General features: G+C 68.3%; 19 protein-coding genes. 6 read left to right on the plus strand and 13 right to left on the minus strand.

Annotated features, from left to right (window positions below; all coding sequences use genetic code 11):
• Positions 1-78: 78 nt before the first annotated feature.
• Complete coding sequence (locus tag ACQPYH_RS27995) at positions 79-711, plus strand: TetR/AcrR family transcriptional regulator (RefSeq protein WP_432877079.1); 633 nt, start codon at positions 79-81, stop codon at positions 709-711.
• 454 nt (positions 712-1,165) lie between these two features.
• On the opposite strand, the gene ACQPYH_RS28000 is transcribed toward ACQPYH_RS27995, so the two are convergent.
• Positions 1,166-1,351, minus strand: a complete 186-nt coding sequence (locus ACQPYH_RS28000; RefSeq protein ID WP_432877082.1) for a hypothetical protein — start codon at positions 1,349-1,351, stop codon at positions 1,166-1,168.
• 236 nt (positions 1,352-1,587) lie between these two features.
• On the opposite strand from ACQPYH_RS28000, the gene ACQPYH_RS28005 reads away from it, so the two are divergent.
• Positions 1,588-2,823: a hypothetical protein gene (locus ACQPYH_RS28005; RefSeq protein WP_432877084.1), complete on the plus strand. Its 1,236-nt coding sequence runs from the start codon at positions 1,588-1,590 to the stop codon at positions 2,821-2,823.
• 771 nt (positions 2,824-3,594) lie between these two features.
• Here the strand turns inward: ACQPYH_RS28005 and ACQPYH_RS28010 are convergent.
• Both ACQPYH_RS28010 and ACQPYH_RS28015 read right to left on the minus strand, forming a co-directional pair.
• Entirely contained in the window at positions 3,595-4,797 is a 1,203-nt protein-coding gene (locus tag ACQPYH_RS28010) for an acyl-CoA dehydrogenase family protein (RefSeq protein ID WP_432877086.1), read from the minus strand.
• Positions 4,797-6,110, minus strand: coding sequence for an acyl-CoA dehydrogenase family protein (locus tag ACQPYH_RS28015; protein ID WP_432877089.1), 1,314 nt, complete (start codon positions 6,108-6,110; stop codon positions 4,797-4,799). Before ACQPYH_RS28015 ends, ACQPYH_RS28010 begins: the two co-directional genes overlap by 1 nt.
• Positions 6,111-6,196: 86 nt before the next feature.
• Here ACQPYH_RS28015 and ACQPYH_RS28020 point away from each other — a divergent pair, with 86 nt between their 5' ends.
• From ACQPYH_RS28020 to ACQPYH_RS28035, 4 genes are all read left to right on the plus strand, one after another.
• Positions 6,197-7,180 (plus strand): LacI family DNA-binding transcriptional regulator, encoded by a 984-nt coding sequence (locus tag ACQPYH_RS28020; protein ID WP_432877092.1) that lies wholly within the window; start codon positions 6,197-6,199, stop codon positions 7,178-7,180.
• Positions 7,181-7,241: 61 nt separating this feature from the next.
• The gene (locus ACQPYH_RS28025; RefSeq protein ID WP_432877093.1) at positions 7,242-8,249 is read left to right on the plus strand and encodes an alcohol dehydrogenase catalytic domain-containing protein; all 1,008 of its coding nucleotides are present in this window, start codon (positions 7,242-7,244) and stop codon (positions 8,247-8,249) included.
• Entirely contained in the window at positions 8,246-9,211 is a 966-nt protein-coding gene (locus ACQPYH_RS28030) for a Gfo/Idh/MocA family protein (RefSeq protein ID WP_432877095.1), read from the plus strand. Before ACQPYH_RS28025 ends, ACQPYH_RS28030 begins: the two co-directional genes overlap by 4 nt.
• Positions 9,212-9,242: 31 nt before the next feature.
• Positions 9,243-10,304, plus strand: coding sequence for a class I SAM-dependent methyltransferase (locus tag ACQPYH_RS28035; RefSeq protein WP_432877097.1), 1,062 nt, complete (start codon positions 9,243-9,245; stop codon positions 10,302-10,304).
• On the opposite strand, the gene ACQPYH_RS28040 is transcribed toward ACQPYH_RS28035, so the two are convergent.
• Genes ACQPYH_RS28040 through ACQPYH_RS28085 form a run of 10 tightly spaced genes read right to left on the minus strand, consistent with a single transcriptional unit; the run spans position 10,294 to position 22,188 of the window.
• The gene (locus tag ACQPYH_RS28040; protein ID WP_432877100.1) at positions 10,294-11,550 is read right to left on the minus strand and encodes an RNA polymerase sigma factor; all 1,257 of its coding nucleotides are present in this window, start codon (positions 11,548-11,550) and stop codon (positions 10,294-10,296) included. The genes ACQPYH_RS28035 and ACQPYH_RS28040 overlap by 11 nt on opposite strands.
• Entirely contained in the window at positions 11,526-11,942 is a 417-nt protein-coding gene (locus ACQPYH_RS28045) for a TIGR03668 family PPOX class F420-dependent oxidoreductase (RefSeq protein ID WP_432877103.1), read from the minus strand. The genes ACQPYH_RS28040 and ACQPYH_RS28045 overlap by 25 nt, the downstream gene beginning before the upstream one ends.
• Positions 11,939-13,531, minus strand: coding sequence for a phytoene desaturase family protein (locus ACQPYH_RS28050; protein WP_432877105.1), 1,593 nt, complete (start codon positions 13,529-13,531; stop codon positions 11,939-11,941). Before ACQPYH_RS28050 ends, ACQPYH_RS28045 begins: the two co-directional genes overlap by 4 nt.
• 9 nt (positions 13,532-13,540) lie before the next feature.
• A complete protein-coding gene (locus tag ACQPYH_RS28055) occupies positions 13,541-14,368 on the minus strand; it encodes an HpcH/HpaI aldolase/citrate lyase family protein (protein ID WP_432877108.1) in 828 nt (275 codons plus the stop codon).
• Between the two features lie 26 nt (positions 14,369-14,394).
• The gene (locus ACQPYH_RS28060; protein ID WP_432877111.1) at positions 14,395-15,582 is read right to left on the minus strand and encodes a CaiB/BaiF CoA transferase family protein; all 1,188 of its coding nucleotides are present in this window, start codon (positions 15,580-15,582) and stop codon (positions 14,395-14,397) included.
• Positions 15,579-17,567, minus strand: a complete 1,989-nt coding sequence (locus ACQPYH_RS28065) for an SUMF1/EgtB/PvdO family nonheme iron enzyme (protein ID WP_432877114.1) — start codon at positions 17,565-17,567, stop codon at positions 15,579-15,581. Before ACQPYH_RS28065 ends, ACQPYH_RS28060 begins: the two co-directional genes overlap by 4 nt.
• Entirely contained in the window at positions 17,564-18,475 is a 912-nt protein-coding gene (locus tag ACQPYH_RS28070; protein WP_432877116.1) for a ribokinase, read from the minus strand. Before ACQPYH_RS28070 ends, ACQPYH_RS28065 begins: the two co-directional genes overlap by 4 nt.
• A complete protein-coding gene (locus ACQPYH_RS28075) occupies positions 18,465-19,763 on the minus strand; it encodes an ADP-ribosylglycohydrolase family protein (RefSeq protein WP_432877119.1) in 1,299 nt (432 codons plus the stop codon). The genes ACQPYH_RS28070 and ACQPYH_RS28075 overlap by 11 nt, the downstream gene beginning before the upstream one ends.
• Positions 19,760-20,911: an ADP-ribosylglycohydrolase family protein gene (locus ACQPYH_RS28080; RefSeq protein WP_432877121.1), complete on the minus strand. Its 1,152-nt coding sequence runs from the start codon at positions 20,909-20,911 to the stop codon at positions 19,760-19,762. Before ACQPYH_RS28080 ends, ACQPYH_RS28075 begins: the two co-directional genes overlap by 4 nt.
• Positions 20,908-22,188 carry an ABC transporter substrate-binding protein gene (locus ACQPYH_RS28085; RefSeq protein ID WP_432877124.1) on the minus strand — a complete coding sequence of 427 codons (1,281 nt, stop codon included), beginning with the start codon at positions 22,186-22,188 and terminating at the stop codon, positions 20,908-20,910. Before ACQPYH_RS28085 ends, ACQPYH_RS28080 begins: the two co-directional genes overlap by 4 nt.
• Between the last annotated feature and the right edge of the window lie 19 nt (positions 22,189-22,207).

A 22,207-nucleotide genomic window follows, 5' to 3' on the forward strand; every position in this document is an offset into this window, starting at 1 on the left:
AAGGTAGACTTTCCCGATGGCGGAGAGCAGCTCTGAAATGCGGCACCGATCGTTGCTCGGCCTCGATAGGCTCTTCGCGTGTCCGAGACAGTGAACGAGCTCGATCGCCGCCTGACCGCTCGCGGCGCGGCCACACGAGCCCGGATTGTCGCCGCAGCCGACGAGCTGATGTCCCTCAAAGGCGCCGCAGCGACAACGCTGGACGAAGTGACGGCGGCAAGCGGGACCAGCAAGTCACAGTTGTACCGGCATTTCAGCGACAAATCCGCCTTGGTCCAGGCAGTGATCGCGCTGCGCGGCAGCCGGGTGCTCGAGCGCGAGGATCAGTACCTCCGAAGGGTCGACTCGTTCAGTGGCCTGGAGCGCTGGTGCCGGGCCATCCTTCAGCGTGTCACAGCACGCCGTGGAGCGCTGGGCTGCGAGCTGGGCTCACTCTCGACCGAGCTCTCCGACCAGGACGAAGCCGCCCGTATCGACCTGGACGCCCACCTGACAACCTGGATCTCGCTGCTGACCGCTGCCCTCGAGCGGATGAAGGCCAACGGGACCTTGTCCGACGACGCCGATGCCTCGACGCTGGCGACGGGCATCATGGCAGCGCTGCAGGGCGGATATGTTCTCGCCCAGGCGGCTCACGATCCCGGGCCGATGCGTATCGCCCTCGAGTTGGCGATGGACTCCGTCCGGGTGCACACGTCACCCGCAAAGTAGCATCCGCACTCTTGCCGTTCAGGCCGGTCGCGGCATACCGAAGAGATCGCCGTACTCCGGGTTCAGCTCGACGAATCGGCGTACGACCGTGCAGTAGCGTCTCTCAAGCTCGCGGCATCCGAGCTGACCTTCGGCGCGGTCGACAAAATGACAGGCCCGGCCGGTCTGGCGATGGGTTATCTGCAGAGCTCACCGCTCCCGCTCGAGTGAACCTTAAGGGTCCGCGCGCGGCAGGCCGTCGAGCGCGATCGGGACCGGGTCGAGCGGGCGCCCACGGATCACAAGGTCCGGCACACCGACCGTTCCGGACCGGCACCCGAAACCTGGGGTATGGACTACCTATTCGGCCCGGAGCTGTACGAGGAGTCGGGGAGTTGCTCGAGATCGACCAGGTTCTGCAGGCAACTCGAGATGTTCTCGGCGCCGATCGGTTGCGGTTCTGGAGGGCTCACGCTTACAGGGATCCGCGCCATACCTGCTCGGCACCGGCGTTCGCATCGGCGAGGCCCTCACCGCCCTCCGGCCCCAAGTCGATCTCGAAGCCGGCACCGTCAAAATCACCCACACCATCGCCCGCGTCAAAGGCGAAGGCCTCATCCGCAAAGCCACCAAGTCCAAGGCCGGCGAACGCCTCCTCCACCTATCCGACTGGACACTGGCCATGCTGCGCACCCGTCAGCCACCGCCCCGCCTCGAGGAGACCGTCTTCGCCGACACCCGCGGCGGCTTCCGCGACCCATCAACACCCGCCGCGCCCTCCGCACCGTTCTCTCCCACGTCGGCAGCACCGCCCGCCACCGCCTCCGACGGCCCCGCTAGCCGGCGCCGTCCCAGACTTTGCGGGCGCTTCCAGGAGTGCGGTGATTTCATGGTGGTGTGGAGCATGATCAGGAAGAGCTTCTCGAGGTGGGGAGCGCTTCGAGACGTGGGCGCCGGATCGCTGGGTGGGGCCTGATCCTGCTGGCGGTGCTGACCCTGATCGTTCTTCGCGCCTCGACGGGTCCGGCGCATACGCCGCCGACCACTACCCCGTCCGAGCTGAACAGCGTCATCCCCGACGGACCGGTGGCGAACCCGTGGCCGACAACTCCCGGCGCGTGTGGAGCAGACGTACCGCTGCCTATCGTGTCGAGTACGCCGTCGGCCGAGCGCACCGGGATCCAGGTGCTGCTCGGCGGGGACCGGCTACGGCTGGTCGACTTCGACAGCGGCCGGGCGACGACGTTGCCTGACGAAGTCGTCCGGCCGGGCGAGTACGCCGCCGTGTTGGCCGGCGATCCGATCACGGCGTACGCGACCACCGGCTCCTGCAACGAGGCGGTTCCGTATGCGATGCTGCGCGTCACGGTCGATCACCACGTCAGTGTCATCCGGCCACTCAGTCCTACCGAGTCTCCCCTGACCGATGGCAATCATGTGTGGATCGCATCCTTTGCCAGCGACATCGACAACCCCTACGGAACGATCGCTCCTCTGGCCGGCAGGCATCGGGTGCGGCTGCCGCTCGGCTTCTACGCGTCCGCCGTCGTGGGCGACACGGTCGTCGGTCTGATGCAGCCCGATCCGGGAATCTCACCGACGTGGCTCGCGCTCGTCGATGCACGCACCGGTCGGTTGCAGGCCAAGCTGGATCAACATGTGGCACCGCTCGCGACGGGTGCAGGCCAGGTCTTCTGGACCACCGGCTGCCACGACGACCCGTCATCGTGCATGCTGCATCGCCGGGTCATTGCCGGCGGCAAGACCACCGCATCCCCGCTCCCACGCCCCGCCTGCTGCGGCGTCGTCAGCCCCGACGGCAAGAGGCTCGCCTTCCTCCTCGACCACCCCACGCTCGACTCGGGCATCGAAGGCCACCCACTCCCGCCCCTCGACATCGCGACGCTGCATCTCGACACCGGCCGCCTGGAGATCGTCCCCGGCATCGAACTCCCCGCCAAATCGCAACCCGCCCTAGCCTTCGCCAAAGAAGGCTGGCTGGTCATAGCCCTGGACGCAGGATCCCGCACCCGCCTCCTGGCCTGGCACCCAGGCCTAGGCCAGGTCTACGAAACCGCAGCACTCCCAGGCGTCGTCCATCCTCCACCAACCCTCGTCATCACCAGCCATTGACGTACTCGACTCACGCTCCCGACGACTCGGATCGCCCTACCGGGTCGTAGTACATCAGGTTGACGGCGGCCATTCTGTTCGTGACATTCAGCTTTACGTCCTCGAGGACGCCAGACAGCACCCCCGAGACTCCGCACCGCGCCCGTCCGACCGCCCAGGTCGAACTCTTCCGCGAGTGACCGCGCAGGTGATGACGGCGGACGCCGAGTCCCCGCCGGGGGCTCAACCTCATCAAATGTGGTCGGCGAATCCGCCCACAGTCCAGCCGAGCGCGCCAGTTGCGCCCCCAGCCGTGTCCATCGCCTCGCCGAGGAGGACCTTCTGTTGTTCCGGATCTGCTTCACGATCCGCTCTCCACGAAGGGTCCGTGCGACGTCACGGAAGTCTTGGACAGTTGAATTGTTCTTCCAGCGGAACCGTCACGCAGTACTCGCCTGGCGCACGACCGTCGAGGACATCGGAGTCAACCTCGAACTCGGCTGCTCGTGCAGCTGTCATCCGCACCCGATCCGAGACGTGCGACCAGCTGGGCTGTCAGTTCCGGCTGAATACTGACCCTCTGGTTCCGGGGCAACTGGGTCAAGGTTCGACCGGCGTTGACACACCGGCCGTTCGTTCGGGTGTGAGCGATCCGAGCATCATTGAGCAACGCTGGTCATCCTAAGCTGGAAATCAGCGGGGATCGGGGGCGAGCTGGCTCTGACCTCGACAGAGGTCCAGGCCTTCTCTAGACCGGTCGCAGCAGAACATCAAGAGCCCTTACATATAAGGCTATTTGAGCTCCGATGAGGACTTCCCCAGAAGGCGACGGGCCACGATGAGCTGCTGGATCTGCTGGGTTCCCTCGAAGATGTCGAGGATTTTGCTGTCTCGGGACCATTTTTCTAGGAGTTCGTGTTCGGAGTAGCCGAGGGTGCCGGTTAGTTCTACGCAGCGGAGGGTTATTTCGTTGGCGGTGCGGCCGGCTTTGGCTTTGGCTATGGAGGCTTGGAGGGAGTTGGGTTGGGCGTTGTCGGCCATCCAGGCGGCCTGGAGGGTCAGGAGGTAGGCGGCTTCCCAGTCGGCCTCCATCGAAAGGTACGTCGCGGCGGCGGCCGGCTGTAGATGGATCGGGCGGTCGTAGTCGACTTGTACGCCGGCCCCGGACAGCAAGTCCCGGGTGAGTTCCAGGGACGCGCGGGCACAGCCGACGGCCATCGCCGCCACCAGCGGGCGGGTGTTGTCGAACGTCTGCATGACGCCGGCGAAACCCTTGTCGATGTCCGCCGTACCGAGCAGGTTCGAGCGCGGTACGCGGCAGTTCTCGAAGCGGATCGTCGCGGTGTCGGAGGCGCGGATGCCGAGCTTGTGTTCGAGGCGTTCGACCGTCATGCCGGGCGTGTCCTTGATGACCACGAACGACTTGATCGCGGCCCGGCCGAGCGTCTTGTCGAGCGTCGCCCATACGACCACGGCGTCGCAGCGGCCGCCGGCGGTGACGAAGATCTTCTCGCCGTTCAGCACGTAGTCGTCGCCGTCGAGCCGCGCGGTCGTCTGGATGTTCGCGGAGTCGGAGCCGCAGTCCGGCTCGGTGATCGCCATCGCGGCCCACACACCGTCGAACCGCTGCAGCTGCTCGTCGGATGCCACGGACGCGATCGCCGAGTTGCCGAGTCCCTGTCGCGGCATCGACAGCAGCAGCCCGACATCACCCCAGCACATCTCCATGATCGACAGCACCGACGACAGGTTCGACCCGTTGACAACGCCTTCTTCCCCAGCCGAAGTGCGTCGTACGCCGGAAGCGCCCGCGCCCGAACCGGTGCCTGAGGCCCCTAATCCGTCGACCATCGCGGCGAGCATGTCCAGCTCGACCGGGTACTCGTGCTCAGCCAGGTCGTACCGGCGCGAGTTCGGCCGCAGCATCTCCGCCGCGACCTGATGCGCCTGGTTGACGAAGGCCCGGAACTTGCGCGGAGTCTCGAGATTGATCATCAGACGAGCACCGCCCCTTCCATCACGCCGATCGCTCGTAGGTCGCGGTACCAGCGCTCCACCGGATGCTCCTTCACGAACCCGTGCCCGCCGAGCAGTTGTACGCCGTCCGTCCCGATCTGCATGCCCTTCTCGGTACACAACCGCCGCGCCAACGCCGCCTCCCGGGCGAACGAAAGCCCTTGCGTAGCACGCGATCCGGCCCGATACGTCACGAGCTTCATGCCTTCGAGCTCGATCCCGATGTTCGCCACCATGAATGCGACCGACTGCCGATGACTGATCGGCTCACCGAAGGCCTCCCGCGAATTCACGTACGGCGTGACGTAGTCGAGCACAGCCCGCGCCGTACCGAGGGCCAAGGCACACCACCCGAGCCGCGACAACCGCACGCACTCGGCGTAGTCGTCCGACGATCCGAGCGGGACGGCCGGCACATCGGTCAGGATCACCCGGCTCAGCGAAGCGGCCCGCAACCCCATCGACGGCTCAGCCTCGATCACGACGCCAGGGTGATCAGCCTCCACCACGAACAACCGCGGACCGGCGTCCGTCTGCGCGCCGATGACAAACAACTCCGCCTCCGCGCCTCGCGGTACCAGCGACTTCACGCCGTTCAGCAGCCCGCCCGTGAACCGCGTGCGCAACGAGAACGGATCGAACACCGGCCGCGGCTCGACCAACGCCAGCGCGGCGGCCGGGACAGATGAGCCGGTGAAGGAGGGCAGGTACGTCGCCTGCTGCGTCTCGTCGCCCCACAACGAGATCGCCGTGCTCACGGCCGACGGGGCCAGACACGCTAGCGCCTGGCCCATGTCGCCGTACGCGAGAGCCTCGGCGACGAGTACGCCGGTCATCGCAGACCGCTCGGTGACGATGCCGCCGAGCTCCTCCGGGACCTCGATCAGGCTCAAGCCCAGCTCGGCCGATGACTCCAGAACCTTGGCCTCCGTGGCACAGGCCGTGTCAGCCGCAGAAGCAGCAGACCGCAGTACGTCGGAGGCGAACGAGCGGACGACGTCGACCATCATCTGCTGGTCCTCGGTCGGCGTCAGGTCGAACCGCCCGGTCCCCTTCGCCGCGGGCAGCCGCGCAGGCCCCGAGAGCCCCGTCAGCTTCGTGGCGGCTGAGAACCGCCGGGAGAGCGCTCCCGCCGTCCGGAATCCGGTCTTGGTCGCCTCGAACACCGCCCGCTCGGCCGGCTTCCGCAGCCCGAACCGGTCGATCGCCCGCCACCGCGCCAGCTTGTTGAGCAGGGCTACACCGACCCCGATCGCGTCCCGGCGCCCGCGGGTCTTCTCCTGAAGGCTCATACGGCCAACTGTAAACCGAAGTTACAACCCAGGTCACGCTGTAGCCTGACGCAACCGGCCCGAAGGAGCCCTGAAGGAGCACAGCAGTGGCGGTCAGCATGTCCGACGTGGCCCGCCACGCAGGCGTGTCCCAGCGCACCGTCTCGAACGTGGTGAACAACTACGTCCACGTCTCCCCCGCGACCCGCGCCCGCGTCCAGGCCAGCCTCGACGCCCTCGGCTACCGCCCGAACACCGCGGCCCGCCGCCTGCGAACCGGCCGGACCGGCACCGTCACCCTGGCCGTCCCCACCTTCCGCGAGCGGTACTTCGCCGACCTCGCCGAAGCCGTCATCGCCGCCGCCCGCGACCGCGGTACGACGATCCTCGTCGAGACCACCGGCGGCCGCCACGACCTCGAGGTCGAACTGCTCCGCGGTGGCGGCGACGTCCTCACCGACGGCGTGATCATGAGCGCGGTCTCGCTCAGCCGCACCGACCAGCGCAGTACGCACCCGGTCGTCCTGGTCGGCGACCGTGAGCCCGGCAGCGCGATCGACCACGTCGGCATCAAGAACCGTGAGGCTGCGCAGGCTGCCGTCACGCATCTGCTCGACACCGGCAGGCAGCGGATCCTGCTACTCGGAGCCAACCACGGCCCGAGACGCTCGTACCAACTCCGCCGTCAGGGCTATCAGGCGGCGCTCAAGAAGCACGGGATCGACCTCGACCCCACCTTGATCGTCGACTGCGACTGGACCACCGCGGCCGCTGCCGAGGCGATCAGCCGGACCTTCGAGCAGCTGCGCCCCGACGGCATCTTCGCGATGAACGACTCCGCAGCGCTGGGAGCACTGCGCGCACTGCAGCGCAACCGCATCGACGTACCAGGCGAGGTGTCTGTCATCGGCTTCGACGACATCGTCGAGTCGAGCCTCTCGACACCGAGCCTCAGCACCATCGCTCCCCTGATGGACGACCTCGCGAGCACCGCGCTCGACCTGCTCGATGAGCAACTGGACGACGATCACGTCCCGCAGCACCGGATGGCCGGCTACGAACTCCGCGTCCGGGAGAGCACCACCCGCTAACACATCCGTCTGCAGACAAACCCTTGTGGGCAGGATTTGCTACGTAGTAAATTCCGGCAGCATGACGCGTACTGCCCTCGCCCCCAGGTTCACCGGCGCCGGAAAGATCGAGTTCGCGGACCACAAGTACCCGGACCCCGGACCCGGCCAACTCCTCCTCGCCGTCCAGGCCAACGCCCTCTGCGGCACCGACCGGCACCAGTACTACGACGGCTCTCAAGTCGTCCCCGGCCACGAAGCTGCGGGCACGGTGATCCAAATCGGCGAAGGCAGCAGCACGCCGGTCGGCACCCGCGGCGCAGTGTTCCTGATGGACTTCTGCGGCGAGTGCCGCAGCTGCAAGCTGAACGCGACCAACCAGTGCCTGGCCAAACGTGCCGACATGGGCTTCAGCCACGACGGCGGCTACGGCCCGTACGAGCTGGTGCACGAGTCGAACTTCTTCCCGATCACCGACGACATCGAGATCGGCAACGCGACAATGCTGCTCGACGTGATGGGCACCAGCAGCCACGCGATCGGGCGGGCGTCACTGGTCAGACCAGACGTCGAGAGCGTGTACATCGCAGGCGCCGGCCCGATCGGACTCGGTCTGACCGTGATGAGCAAGCTCAAGTACGGCGCCGACGTACCGGTCTATATCTCCGACTTCTCGCGCTGGCGGCTCGATTTTGCGGAGTCGTTCGGCGCGATCCCCCTGCTCGCGGACGATCTGAGCACGGCCGGCTCTCCTGACGTCGCGTTCGACTCGTCGGGCAAGGAGTCCGCGCGCCGGGCCGCACTCGACATCGTGAGCCAGCGCGGCGCACTCATCTGCGTCGGCCACGGCGAATCGCTCACCATGGACGTCTCCGACGACCTGATCTCGCCCGAACACGCCATCCTCGGCAGCGAGTACTTCCGGTACGACGAGATGCCGGGCAACCTCGCGCTGCTGTCGGAGCATCAGGACCTGATCTCCCGCGTGATCAGCCATCGCTTCCCGGTCGCGGACATCGGCGACGCGTTCAGCCTGTTCATGAGCGGTGAGAGCGGGAAGGTCGTCGTCACGCAGGAGGCAGCTTCATGAGGGTCGCGGTCGTCGGCGCCGGCGGGTGGGGCGAGCACCACGCCCGCATCTTCTCGCGACGCGACGACACCGAACTGTGCGGCATCTTCGGTCGTACGCCGGACCGCACGCGGGCGCGGGCCGAGAAGTACGGCACCACGCCGTACACCGATCTCGACGAGATGTTGCGGACCGAGCAGCCTGAGCTGGTCACGGTCTGCTTGCCGAACGAGGACCACTACGACATCACGCTGAAGCTGGTGCGTACCGGCGTACCGCTGCTGGTCGAGAAGCCGCTTGTGTTCGACCTCGCCGAGGCGGACAGCCTGCTCGCGGAGGCCGGCGACAACTTCTTCGCGATCAACTTCAACCACCGGTACGCCGAACCCGTGCAGCGCGCGAAGGCGCTCATCGAGGCCGGCGAGCTCGGCGACCTCGTCTTCGCGACCTGGCGATTCGGCGGCGAGGCGAACCGCGGCAACTCGCCGCACGCCAACCTGATCGAGACCCAGTGCCACGGCTTCGACATGCTCGAGCAACTGGTCGGACCAGTAGCCTCAGTATCCGCGCAGATGACCGACAAGACGTACGGCGCCCTCAGTACGGTCGCGCTCGCCCTCGAGTTCGAGAACCGCGCGGTCGGCACGATGCTCGGCACGTACGACTCGTCGTACGCCTACCCGGACACGCAGCGGATCGAGGTCAACGGCACCGCGGGCCGACTCGTCATTCACGACACCGTCCGTGCGCTCACGTTCCAGAAGGCGGGCGATCCGGTCGAGCAGCGCTGGCACTCGACGTACTTCGACGACGAGTCCCGCAACTTCGCCGGAACCTTCGACCGCCACGTCGACGCGCTGCTCACGGCGCTACGCAAGGGCGAGCAACCACCCGTCCATGCACGCGCCGGCCGCCGGGCCTTGCAGCTCGCGCACGCCGCGATCGAGTCCCATGAGGGCGGACGCCGGGTCAGCACGCCCTGACCCTCATACAGACGCCAGTACGATCCACTCCATGGACCGGACCAACGCACTCGTCGAGCGGATCTTCCGGAACGCCGGAGCCGCACTCGAGCTCTACTCCATCTACCTCGGCGAGCGCCTGGGCCTGTACCAGGCGCTCGCCGACAAAGGCCCCGCGACCTCGGTCGAGCTGGCCGAACGCACCGGCACCAACGAGCGCTATATCCGCGAGTGGCTCGAGCACCACGCCGCCAGCGGTCTCGTCGACGTCGACGACGTCAAGGCGGCTCCGACTGAACGGCGCTACACCTTGCCGGCGGAGCACATCCCAGTGCTGGCCGACGAGGACCACGTCGACTACCACGGCTACAAAGGCGTCGAGCTCGCGCGAGCGGCGCGGATGCTCCCGGATCTCGTCGAGGCGTACCGCACCGGTGACGCCCCACCGCACCAGCCGTGGGAGCCCGAGGGGCGCGCGGAGTTCAACCGCCCGACGTACCTGAACCGGCTGGGCAAGGAGTGGCTGCCCGCCATCCCCGAGGTCGACGAACGCCTCCGCGCCGACCCGCCGGCCCGGGTGGCCGACTTCGCCTGCGGCACCGGCTGGTCGTCCATCGCGATGGCCCAGTCCTACCCGCGGATCACCGTCCAAGGCGTGGATCTGGACGGGGACGCCATCGCGGCCGCCCAGGCGCACGCGCAGGAAACAGGACTCAGCGATCGGGTCACCTTCTCTGTCGCGGACGCATCCGAGACCTTGAGCGGCCGATTCGACCTGGTCACGATCCTCGAAGCGCTGCATGACATGTCGCAGCCCGTCGACGCGCTACGCACCGCCCGAAGCATGCTCGCCGATGGCGGTTCGGTCCTGGTCCTCGATGAGCTGGTCGAGGACGAGTTCACCGCACCGGCATCCGAGCTGGAGCAGTACCACTACGGCTGGAGCCTGATGTCCTGCCTCCCCGACGCGATGGGCGATCCGGACTCGGCCGCCACCGGCGCCCTGATGCGCCCGGATACGCTCCGCCGCTACGCCACCGAGGCCGGGTTCAGCCAGACGCAGGTGCTCCCGTTCCACACCGACCTGTTCCGCTTCTACCGACTCATCCCGTGATCGCGTCGGCCTTCGCCTGCAGATAGCGCTGCTCCGGCAAGCTCGTCGTACGGCGGGCTGCCGCCAGGTAATGCTCGTGCGCCTTGGTGAGCTCGCCGGCGCGCTCGTACAGATGGGCGCGGACGGCGTCGAGGCGATGGGTCTCGGTGATGTTCTTGTCGTCCTCGAGCGTCGCCAGCAGGTCGAGACCCGCCTGCGGACCCTCGACCTGCGAGAGCGCGATGGCGCGGTTGAGCGTCACCATCGGGTTCGGGGCGATCTTCTCCAGCACGACGTACAGCGAGAGAATCTGCCGCCAGTCGGTCTCGTCCGCGCTTGGCGCCTCAGCGTGGACGGCGGCGATCGCGGCCTGCAGCTGGTACGGCCCGAGTCCTCCCTGCTGCAGCGTGTGCAGGATCAGGTCGGCGCCCTCGGTGATCTGTGCGCGGTCCCACAGCGACCGGTCCTGCTCGTCGATCGGCACCAGACCGCCGTCCGCCGTCGTGCGCGCCGCCCGGCGCGAGTCGGTCAGCAACATCAACGCCAGCAGGCCTGCGGTCTCGCCGTCGTCCGGCAGCGCAGTACGCAACATCCGCGCCAACCGGATGGCCTCCGCAGTCAGCTCGACCCGCTGCAACTCCTCCCCCGAGCTCGCCGTGTAGCCCTCGTTGAAGATCAGGTACAGCACCTGCAGTACAACGCGCAGCCGCTCGGCTCGCTCGGACTCCGGCGGCATCGCGAACCGGCTCCCCGCCGCCTTGATGCTCTTCTTCGCCCGACTGATCCGCGGCGCCATCGTTGCCTCTGGCACCATAAAGGCCCGCGCGATCTCCGCCGTCGTCAGACCGCCGACCGCGCGCAGCGTCAATGCCACCTGCGACGCCGGCGTGACGGCCGGATGGCAGCACAGGAACAGCAACGTCAACGTGTCATCGGTATCCGGAGCCTCGTCGACATCGGCGCCCGGGGCAACCAACTCCTCCGGCCCGGCCATCGCGGCCAGGTTGTCCTCACGCCGCCGCCGCGCGCTCTCGCTCCGGAACGCGTCCGTCAACCGCCGCGTCGCAACGGTGATCAACCACCCACGAGGATTAGCCGGTACGCCGTCCACCGGCCACTGCGTCGCCGCCGCGAGCATAGCCTCCTGTACGGCGTCCTCACACAGATCGAACTGTCCGTGCCGCCGCGCCAAGAACCCCAGCACCTGCGGCGCCAACTCCCGCAGCAACCCGTCCACCACGGTCAGTCCTCCCCTCGATACGTCCACCCCGACCACCCGTCAGCACGGATCGCGATCACCGGACCACGCGGCGGATCCGCCTCGTACTGCGGGTACTTCGCCACCAGCAACTCGACCGCCGCCGCATCCGAGGCCACCACCCGCGCGACCCCGTCGACCCGGACCCACCACAGATGCGTCCAGTCCTCCTCGTACTCATCCACCAGTACCGCGACCCGCTTGTTCGCCGCGATGTTGCGCAGCCGCTTCAACGCGGTCGTCGACTTCGGCTTCTGATCAATCGCGATGAACAGCTCGTCCCCATGCACGACGTACGTCACCGGCACGAGGTGAGGCCGCAGGTCCGATCCGACGGTCGCGAGTCGTGCCACCCGCGCAGCCGCCACCCGAGCTCGACAGCCTGCCTCGTCGAGTCTCACCGTTGAAGGTGGCGCAGGGCTGCGGCGGGAAGCGAGCGGGTTACGGGGCCCAGGAGGGAGGCGTCGCGGAGGGCGGTGCGGGCGGCTAGGTGGCCGCAGGCGCCGTGGACGCCGCCGCCGGGGTGGATGGCGGAGCTGCCGAGGTAGAGGCCGGTGACGAAGGTGCGGGCGCTGCCGAGGCCGATCGTCGGGCGGAAGATGAGCTGCTGGTGCAACTGCATCGTGCCGCCGCCGAGGGCGCCGAAACCGAGCGCTGCGTTGGCCGACTCCAGCGCGGACGGGCGCTGCAGGTCGCGGGCGATGACCAGGTCGCCGAAGCCCGGCGCGAACCGCTCGATCGCGCGCTCCATCCGGCCGGCCAGCTTCTCCGCGGCCGCGTCGTCGGCGATCCCGCGCGGCAGGTGCGAGTACGCCCAGACCGCCTCGGTGCCCTCGGGCGACCGGGACGGATCCGACTTCGTCGTCTGTCCGATCAGCAGGAACGGCTGCGCCGGGATCCGCCCGGTGTCGAGATCCGCGGACACGTGGACAAGATCGTCAGCCGTCCCACCGAGATGTACGACGCCGGCCAGCCGCGCCTCCGCTGCCTTCCACGGGATCGGGCCGCTGAGGCGGAAGTTCAGCTTGACCGTCGGGTAGTCCCACTCGAACCGCTCGTCGAGATCACGTCGCAGCCCCGCCGGAATGAGTGCCTCCGGCAACAATCCGCCGTACAGCGCCGGCGCGGACGTGTCGGCGATGACGGCGCGTGCGACCGAGACGGTCTCGCCGGATGCCGTGTGTACGGCGGTCACGCGGCCGGCGGACACGTCGACGCGTGTCACCGGCGTACCCGGGATCAGCAGCGCGCCCGCACGCTCGGCCCGTCGTACCAGAGCGTCGGAGAACGCCGATGATCCGCCGATCGCAACCGGGTAACCGACGTCCTGCGCCAGCATCGCGAGCAGCCAGCCCATCGTGCCGCTGACGCTGCCCGACAACGGCGCGTCCGCGTGCAGCGCGTTCCCGGCGAGAATCGCCGGCCCCTGCCGCCCGTCGAACAGCTCCTGGCCCATCCGGTGCATCGGCATCGCCATGAACCGCGCGAACCGCAGCAACTCCCCCACCGAACCCAGCTTCCGCGCCAGCTTGACGCCCGGGCCGACCGGCGGCCAGGTGGTGAGGAGCGCTTTCAGCAACGGCTCGCGGAGCGACACGTACTGCTGATACAGCCGCAGCCACGCGTCACCATCGCCGGGGTGTTCGGCGCCGAGCGACTTGGCGGTGTCCTCGGGATCCGGGTGGATCGCCGCAGCGGCGCCGTCCTCGTCGAGCAGATGCACCAGCGGCAGCGGGGCATTGGCCCACTTCAGGCCGTACTTCTCCAGCTCCAGCGCCCGGATCACCGGCGACGCGACCCCGAGCGGGTAGTTCGAACTGAAACGATCACTGATCCAGCCGCCCTCCTCGGTCGACCGGACCGCACCGCCGAACGTGTCGGCGGCCTCCAGCACCAGCACGTCCCAGCCCGCGTCGGCAAGCGTGATCGCGCTCACGAGCCCGTTCGGCCCCGAACCGATCACTACGGCATCAACACTGCGCGGCAGCATGCTTCGAGACTAACTTGACCGGGACTGGATCTCCCGCAGGAGGGTGGTCACCTCGCGGGCGCGCCCGATCATGGCCGGGTCGACCATCCGGCCGTCGGGCAGGACGATCACGCCGCCGTCGGAGACGCCTGCCTTGTCAACCGCCTCCAACAAAGCCTCGGCCTCGGCCACCTGGATGGCAGTCGGCGTGAAGGCTTCGACGATCGTGGACAGCTGGCGCGGGTGGATCGCCGTACGACCGACGAAGCCGAGCATCCGCCCCTCCAGCGACGTACGCCGAAGCCCGTCGAAGTCGTCGACCCGCGGATAGACCGACATCATCGGCGCGCCCAGCCCGGCCGCCCGGGACGCAGACACCAGCCGACCGCGCGACCACGCCAAGCCGGCCGCGTCGTCGACGCCGAGTGCGCTGGACAGATCGGCCTCACCCAGCGCGACCGCGACCACCCGCGGATCGGCGGTCGCGATCTCGAACGCGCGCTCAACGCCCAGCGGCGACTCGATCAGCGCGGTGATCCTTGCCGACGGCACCTTCTCCAGCACGGCCCGGACATCGGCCGCGCTCTCGACCTTCGGCAGCCGGATCCGGACCGTGGGTACGGCGGAGATCGCGGCCAGGTCGTCGTCGATCCAAGGCGAGCCGAGCGCATTGACGCGGATTTCCACCGGGCCGCGCGCGTTCGCCGCGATCCAGGCGACCGCCCAGCCGCGCGCATCCGCCTTGGCGTCGACCGGTACGGCGTCCTCCAGGTCGAACACCACCAGATCGGGGCCCGCGGCAACAGCTTTCGCGAACCGGTCCGGCCGGTTGGCCGGAACATACAGTGCCGTCAGCACTTCTGAACACCCCCTCCAGGCGACTACTACACAACTCCGGCAGCTCGCAGCGCAGCGAGCTGGTCGGGGGTGACGCCGATGTCCGCGAGCACCTCGTCGGTGTTCGCGCCGTGCGGCCCGCCGGCCCAGCGGATCGACCCCGGCGACTCGGACAACCGGAACAGCACGTTCTGCATCTGCACCGGACCGCCGAGCTCGTCGTCGTCGACGCTGACGATCGTCCCGAGCGCGGCGTACTGCGGATCGCTCATGATCCCGCGGATATCGTGCACCGGGCCGACCGCGGCCTCGGCCTTCTCGAACTCGGCCATCACCTCGTCCAAGCCCCTCGAACCGATCCACGAACCGACTGCGTCGTCCAACTCGTCGGCATGCTCAGCCCGCTCCCGCCCGGTCGCGAACCAGGGCTGCGCGACCAGATCCGCGCGCCCGACCAGTGTCACCACGCGCTCGGCGATGCTCTGCGAGCTTGTCGACACGGCTACCCATCGACCGTCCGCAGTCTTGTACACGTTCCGCGGCGCGTTGTTCGACGACCGGTTCCCGAGCCGCGGCTGCACGTACCCGGTCTGCTGGTACGCCGTGATGCCGCCGCCGAGCATCATCAGGATCGGCTCGATGATCGCCATGTCGATCACCTGACCGGCCCCGGACCGATCCCGCTCGCGCAGCGCGACCAGGACGGCGTACGCCGTGGCGAGCGCGGTGATCCCGTCCGCGAGACCGAACGGCGGCAGCGTCGGCGGACCGTCCGGTTCACCGGTGACCGCAGCGAACCCGCTCATTGCCTCGGCCAACGATCCGAACCCGGGCCGCCGCGACCACGGCCCGACCTGCCCGAACGCCGTCACGCGAGCGATCACCAGCCGGGGGTTCGCCTCCAGCAAGACATCAGGCCCAAGCCCCCAACGCTCGAGCGTCCCCGGCCGGAAGTTCTCCACGAGGACATCATGAGAGCGCACCAACGAGAGGAACACGTCCCGCCCGCGCGACAGGTCGAGCGTCGCGAGCCGCTTGTTCCGCCCGAGCGTCTTGAACCACAGCCCGACACCGTCCTTCGAAGCACCGTGCGTCCGCGCTGCATCCGGCCGGGACGGATGCTCGATCTTCGTCACGTCGGCGCCGAAGTCACCGAGGAAGGTCGCCGCCAGCGGTCCCGCGAACAGCGTCGCCGCCTCGAGCACCTTCACCCCGTCAAGAGGAGCAGGTCTCATCCCGCACACCTGAAGCCGATGGTCTCCGAACGATCGAGACCACCGCCGGTCAGCACCAGCTTGAAGCTGACCTCGGGCGACTGCGGCCCGCCGTCGGCGTACCAATCGGAGCCCTTGGCAACATAATGCGAACCGCCCTTGAGAATGCAGAACCGGCTGCGACCGTCGCGGTGTTCGCTCTCGGTCAGATTCCACACCAGGGGCTCGCGGCGCACGAACCCGTCGACAGCCGCGGCAACCTGCCACTCGTCCTCGGTCGGCAGGCGGGCGCCACGCCACGCGGCGTACGCGCGCGCGTCCGGCAGGTCGACGTACGTCACCGGGTGGTCCTCGGTCCCGGGAACCGGAGCGCCCTCGACCCAGTGCTTCAGGAACCGGTTCGCGACCACGGGCCGGTAACCGGTCTCGTTCAGGAACTCGGAGTACTCCGCATTCGTCACCTCGGCGATCGCGACCGAGACACCGGACAGCGAGACCTCGCGCTTGACGGTCTGCATGTCGTGCAGGCGAGGCGGCAGCGGCTTCCACTCCTCGACGTACGGCGCTGTGTCGTACAGCCCGGTCTCGCGGCGCCGGTGCCGCACGATCAACGTCCGCTCCCCGGCCGGTACGGCGACCGTCGCGCCGATCGACGCGTCGCCGGAGACCGTCGGCACCGCGACCAGCTCAGCCGGCCGCATCGGGAACGCGGACTCGCTGTTGTGCGCCCGCGGCATCGTGCCCAGCCGGCGTGCAGTCGCCCGGCAGGAAGCGCCGGCGGTCGCGCCGACCCGGATGATGCCGGCCACACCGCGACCCGGCACGACCAGGTGGACGCCGTCGTCGTCGGAGGTGATCGGGACGCCCGACGTCACGTCGTACCAGTCGCCGACCTGATCCTCGGACCGCAGCACGATGCCGTCGAAGTCCTCCTCGTCGCGGTTGATCAGCGTCCAGAAGGTGATGTCGGCCAGATCGAACCGGGACCCGTAGACGCCGTGGTCGCGGGCCTTCTCCGGGATCTCCGGCGTCAGCTGGATCCAGTCGCCGCTGATCAGCACCGGCGCGAACGCGCGCTGGGCGGCGACCATCCGGCGCAGGGTCGCGCGGTCGCGGGCGTTCCAGCCGACCCAGGCCGAGAACACCGACTCCCAGACCAGCATGCCGACGCCGTTCACCCAGGCGGACTGCAGTTCATCGCTGTGATCACGGTTCCAGCGGCGGGTGTGATGCATCATGTGCCGGCGCTCGAACAAATGCGCACGCAGTACGCCCGGCGCGTCCGTGTCCGCGAACCACTGCGCCCAGGACAACGCGTGGTCCGAAATCCTTGCCATCGGCAACCGTGATTCGCCCTCGAAGGCGATCGCCGGGTTCGCCCGGCGGAGCGCGCGGGTGAAGGCCGGGTCGCCTTCCTTCAACGTGTCCAGGAAGACGCCGTCGACGTCGAAGTCCGTCACCAGGCCGGCGAACTCGTCCGCGTCGGAGCGGGCGGACCGCCGGGTGCCGACGTCCCACGGGTTGTAGTCGAAGAACACCTTCAGGCCGAGCCGGTGCAGGTCGTCGATCAGCGCCCGCAGCCCCGGCACGTCCCGGTAGAAGTCGAACTGGTTCCGGTCGTCGATCCCGATCACCGGGTACGCGTGCCAGAGCACGATCGCGTCGTGCCCGCCGAACTCGTCGAGCCCGTGCTGCACGAACTTCTCCGGCGTGAACTTCCCGGTCTCGACGTCGTACAGCAGGTCGTCCCAGAGCCAGACCAGCACCACCGAGTACGCCGTCTGGGTCCACTCGCGACCCGGCTCGTCGTAGTGCGAGCCGTCGTACCGAGTCCGCTCGATAGCGCCGAACCGCCACTCGGCCAGCTTGGCCCGCCAGCGGGGCAGATCGGACGAGTCCTCCGGGGCGCCGAGGATCTTGGCGTCGTCCAGGAAGGACAGATCGGTCCCGAGGCCCAAGTCGACCCTTGCGGGCAGATCGATGGGCCGCGGTTCGAGCGGATTCACAGGTACACCTCCGCATAACGCGCGTCGATTGCATCCCCGTGAGGCACCGAGGAGATTGCCCCCGCGGCTTGAACACTCAATGAAGCAGCAACGTTAGCGCGTCGGACCGCGTTCGTCAGGTCGCTTCCCGTGATCGAGTCGTTAGCTGACGCCGCAGGTAACACGGAGGCTAGCGCTGCGGCCAGCACCCCACAGAACGTATCGCCCGCAGCAGTCGTGTCCACCACCTCAACAGGTACCCCGGAAACCGCGATCTCATCCGCGTCCCGGGTCAGGATGACCGCACCTTCTCCACCCAGCGTGACGATCGCGGCCGGCACCTTCTTCAGCAACGCGGACCGGTCCGGACCACCGATCGCCTCGGCCTCGGTCTCGTTCACCACCAGCAGGTCGACCTCCGCGAGCAACTCGTCGGAGAGGTCCGCCGCCGGGGCCGCGTTGAGAATGAAGTACATCGATGCTTCGGCCGCCGCCCGGACGGTCGAGAACGGGATCTCCAATTGGGAAAGCACGATTTTCGCTTGTCCGATTGCGGCCAACGCATCAGCCGACAAGGTCAGCTCGCCGTTCGCGCCCGGAGCGACGACGATCGAGTTCTCGCCGCTCTCCTCGACCGTGATGATCGCCGTACCGGTCGGGGCATCGCTGGTCGTCGCCAGCGAGAGGTCTACACCGGAGCCGCCGAGCGCATCGCGCAGTAGCGCACCGCCGTCGTCCGCACCGACAGCGACGACCATTGCAGTCCGTGCACCGGCCCGCGCCGACGCGACCGCCTGGTTGGCCCCTTTGCCGCCCGGTCCGCGGCTCATGACGCCGGCCAGAACGGTTTCGCCCGGACGCGGGATCCGCTGCACCGGCAACACGAGATCCACGTTCGCGCTGCCTACTACTACAACCTCAGGCCGCACCCCGGGCCACCTCCACAGTCCTCGCCGCCAGTTCGTCGATCGCGATCTGGTTCATTCCCGGGAGGCTTGTGGTCACCCGGTTGTCCAGTGGTGTGGACCACTCTGCCGGAACCCCACGCGTCGCGCCAAACACAGCACCCACCGTCGCGCCGGCCGAGTCGGTGTCCCAGCCGCCCATCACCGCACGACCGATCGCGGTGGTGAAGTCCGGAGCGGTCAACGCGTACGCCGTGAGTGCGGTGTTGTTCACCGCGTGCACCCAATGCAGGTCGCCGTACTCCGCATGCAGCGCGTCCAGTGCGTCGTCGAGCTCCGCATCCGCGAGCGTCAGTCCGAACCGGACGGCACGGGCGATCGCACCTTGCCCGTTGACCACCTCGAGGCCGGCGACAGCGGCCTTGACCGGATCGTCGAGGATCAGGGCGGCCGCCGACATGGCGGCTACCCAGAGTGCGCCGTCGACTCCGGCGCCGGTGTGGCTCAGCCGGGCGTCGACGAGGGCCAGCCGAGCGGCCGCAGTACGGTCACCGGGGTTCGCCCAGCCGTACGCGTCGGTGCGGATCTGCGCGCCGATCCACTCGCGGAACGGGTTCCCGACGACGGCCGCGCGGGCGGGGTCGACACCTTCGAGAAGGTTGCGGTAGGCAACACGTTCCGCAGTGAACACGCGACCGGCCGGCAGGTCGTTCAGCCAGCTCAGCGCGACGTCCTCCGTGGTCAGGCCGCGCCCGTACCGCTCCATCATCAGCAGCGCGAGGATGGCGAAGTTGATGTCGTCGTCCTCGGGCATCCCGTCGATGACCTCGCGCAGGCTGTTCACCTTCGATCGCCGGTTCCACGGCCACCGCCGCTGCACGTCGTCCGGCACGCCGACAGCGGTGATGTACTGCGCCAGCGGCCACTGGCCCGAGCTGGCGAGGATCTCCCGGATGCCCTCGCGCGGGATCTTCTCCACCGGCTTGCCGAGCAGGTTTCCGGCGCACCGACCGAGCCAGGCGTTCACCGTCCGCGCCTCGAGGTCCACTGGCTCGCCGAGAGACGGCAGCTCAGGGATCTCCGGCTCGTGCCAGTCCGCAGTACGTGCGTCGAGAACGTCGAGCAACTCTCGGGCGAGTGCACGCAGCGCCGGTGGGGCGGGCTCGGCGGAGGCGCCCGACACGGGGGCGTCCGTCGTACCGCCTGCTGCCAGCCAGCGGGCCTGGACGTCGGTGACGTCGACACCCTCGGACCGCGCCTGGACCAGCTGGTGCGGGAGCAGGTCCTCCGGCTGGACCCAGGTCATTCTCATTGCGTCAAAGTCTCCAGTACTTCGTTGCGTCGCGCCCATCGACGCGCGTCGGCGGCCTGCAGGTCGACGGCCACCGAGGCCATCACCCGTCCCGGCTCGATCAGGTCGGTCTTGCTCGCTGCGGCGATGTCGGCGGCCCAGTCCGCGGGTACGCCGTCTCGCCCGCTCAAGGCCCCGGTGATCGCCCCGGCCATCGACGCGATCGAGTCCGCGTCGCGGCCGTAGTTCGTACCGCCGAGGACGGCCCGGCGTACATCTCCTTCGGACACCAGCACGAAACCGAGCGCGACCGGAAGCTCCTCGATCGCCTTCGTACGGCTCGGACGGCGGGCGTCCATGGACAGCTCGCGGTAGTTCGGGCCGACGGTGTCGTAGGGCTCGATCGCCTTGCGCAGCAGGGGAATCGCCTGCTCCCAGTCCGTCACGCCAATGGCTGCCTCGGCCACGGCCTCGACGGCCCTCCGAGTGCCGTCCTTGGCCAGGCCGAGCGCGGCCTCGACCGCGGACGCGGGGGTCGCGCCCGGGATCATCGCGGCGGCGACGGCGGCCGCGAACACGCCGGCCGCCTCCCGCCCGTAGCTCGACTGGTGTGCGCCGGCGACGTCGAGCGCCTCGGCGTACGCTCCCTCGGGATCGCCGGCGTTGGCGACGCCGACCGGTGCCATGTACATCGCCGCACCGCAGTTGACGATGTTGCCGACGCCCGCCTCCCGCGGATCGACATGCCCGTAGTGCAGCCTGGCGACCAACCACTTCTCGGCCAGGAACACGCGCTGCAGCAGCAACGCGTCCGCCTCGAGCTCGGGGACCCAGCGGGTCCCGTTGAGCATCTTCGGCACCAGCGACTCCGCGATCGCATACGCGTCGAGGTGAGCGCGGCGTTCGTCGTACACCTCGACCAGCGCGTGCGTCATCAAGGTGTCGTCGGTGATGTGCCCGTCGCCTTTGTGGTACGGCGCGATCGGACGCGCCGTCCGCCAGTCGTCGAACCACGGGCCGACGATGCCGGTCACCCAGCCGCCGTGCCGTTCCCGGATCGCCTCCGGGGTCCAGCCCTCGACGGCTCCACCGATCGCGTCACCGACCGCGGAACCGACGAGGGCACCTACCGACTTCTCTTCCAGCGTGCTGGTCTTCTCCGGCGTCACTGGTTGACCTGACCCCATCCATCGCTCAGTTTCTTGCCCAGGGCAGCCAGATCGGTCTTGTTCGCCAGGTACTCCTGCAGCGCCGGCGTGGCGATCTGGTCCTTCCACTTCGGGTAGTTCTCGACGCTCTGGAACGGCGCCTTGGTCAGTTCGGTGCCGCTGGCAAGCGTCTGCTGCCAGCCGTTCTTACCGCCGGTCGTCTTGAGGATCGCGTCCCGGGCCGCCTGCGTGGTCGGGATCAGCCAGTCGCCCTGACCGACCGCGGCCAGGTTCTCGGCCTTCATGAAGTAGTCAATGAACTTCGCCGACTGCTCGATGTGCTTGCCCTCGGCCGGCACCGACAGGGTCTGCGGGTTCGCGGCCTGCTTGGTGCTGGTGCCCTTCAGCGGCGGCAGCACCTCCCACTGGAAGGTCTTCGGCGCCTCCTCGAGGATCTGCTGCGCGACATAGTTGCCGGCCACAATCATCCCGTACTTGCCGGCGTAGAAGCCGGGCAGTACGTCGGACGCGCTCTGGGTCAGCGAGGTCGGGTCGATCGACTTGTCCGTGTAGGCCATGTCGTGGATCCGCTTCGGCACCTCGAGCTCGGCGTCGCCGATCGTTGCCTTGGCGTCCTTGCCGGTGCCGTCGAAGAACTTGCCGTCGAAGTTCATGCCGAGGTTCAGCACGGTCGCGGTCGGGCTCTTCAGACCCCAGCCGAGTCCGTACTTGCCCGCGGCGGTCAGCTTCTTCGCGTCGGCGGCCAGGTCGTCCCAGCTCAGCGAGTCACCCGTCGCGGTGATCCCGGCCTGCTTGAGCATCGCCGAGTTCGCGAGCACGACGTACGACTGCATCAGGGTCGGTGCGCCGTAGATCTTGCCGTCGCTCGAGACCGTGTCCCAGACGCCCTGCGAGACCGAGTCCTTGGTGCCCTGGCTCAGGTACGGCGAGAGGTCCGCGAGGTAGCCCTGGTTGATGAAGCCGGTGATGTCGGCGGACTCGTCGTGGATGATGTCCGGCGCGGTCCCGCCCTGGAACTGGGTCACCAGCTGGTCGTGCACGGAGTCCCAGCTGCCCTGGACGTACTCGACCTGGATGTTCGGATTGGCGGCGTTCCAGTCGGTGACGATCTTCTTGGTCGCGGCCACCGTCGTCTTCTGGAAGGCGAGACTCTGGAACTTCAGCGTCACCTTCTCGGTCGACGAACCCGAACTGTTGTCGTCGTTGCTGTTGCCCCCACAGGCGGCGAGCGACACCAGTGCGCCCACCGCCGCCAGAGCGGTCAGTGCTTTCTTCATTGCATCTCCTCAGGGGATT

The sequence above is a fragment of the Kribbella sp. CA-245084 genome (genome assembly GCF_050942355.1).
Taxonomy (GTDB): Bacteria; Actinomycetota; Actinomycetes; order Propionibacteriales; family Kribbellaceae; genus Kribbella.

Bases quoted from the DNA above. Each gene is read 5' to 3' on its own strand.
- ACQPYH_RS28010 (WP_432877086.1), bottom strand. From the start codon at position 4,797: ATGATCAATCTCGAGACTCCGCGCAAGTTCCGGGCCTTCGTCAACCAG.
- ACQPYH_RS28015 (WP_432877089.1), bottom strand. From the start codon at position 6,110: ATGAGCCTTCAGGAGAAGACCCGCGGGCGCCGGGACGCGATCGGGGTC.
- ACQPYH_RS28025 (WP_432877093.1), top strand. From the start codon at position 7,242: ATGACGCGTACTGCCCTCGCCCCCAGGTTCACCGGCGCCGGAAAGATC.
- ACQPYH_RS28030 (WP_432877095.1), top strand. From the start codon at position 8,246: ATGAGGGTCGCGGTCGTCGGCGCCGGCGGGTGGGGCGAGCACCACGCC.
- ACQPYH_RS28035 (WP_432877097.1), top strand. From the start codon at position 9,243: ATGGACCGGACCAACGCACTCGTCGAGCGGATCTTCCGGAACGCCGGA.
- ACQPYH_RS28050 (WP_432877105.1), bottom strand. From the start codon at position 13,531: ATGCTGCCGCGCAGTGTTGATGCCGTAGTGATCGGTTCGGGGCCGAAC.
- ACQPYH_RS28060 (WP_432877111.1), bottom strand. From the start codon at position 15,582: ATGAGACCTGCTCCTCTTGACGGGGTGAAGGTGCTCGAGGCGGCGACG.
- ACQPYH_RS28075 (WP_432877119.1), bottom strand. From the start codon at position 19,763: ATGAGAATGACCTGGGTCCAGCCGGAGGACCTGCTCCCGCACCAGCTG.
- ACQPYH_RS28085 (WP_432877124.1), bottom strand. From the start codon at position 22,188: ATGAAGAAAGCACTGACCGCTCTGGCGGCGGTGGGCGCACTGGTGTCG.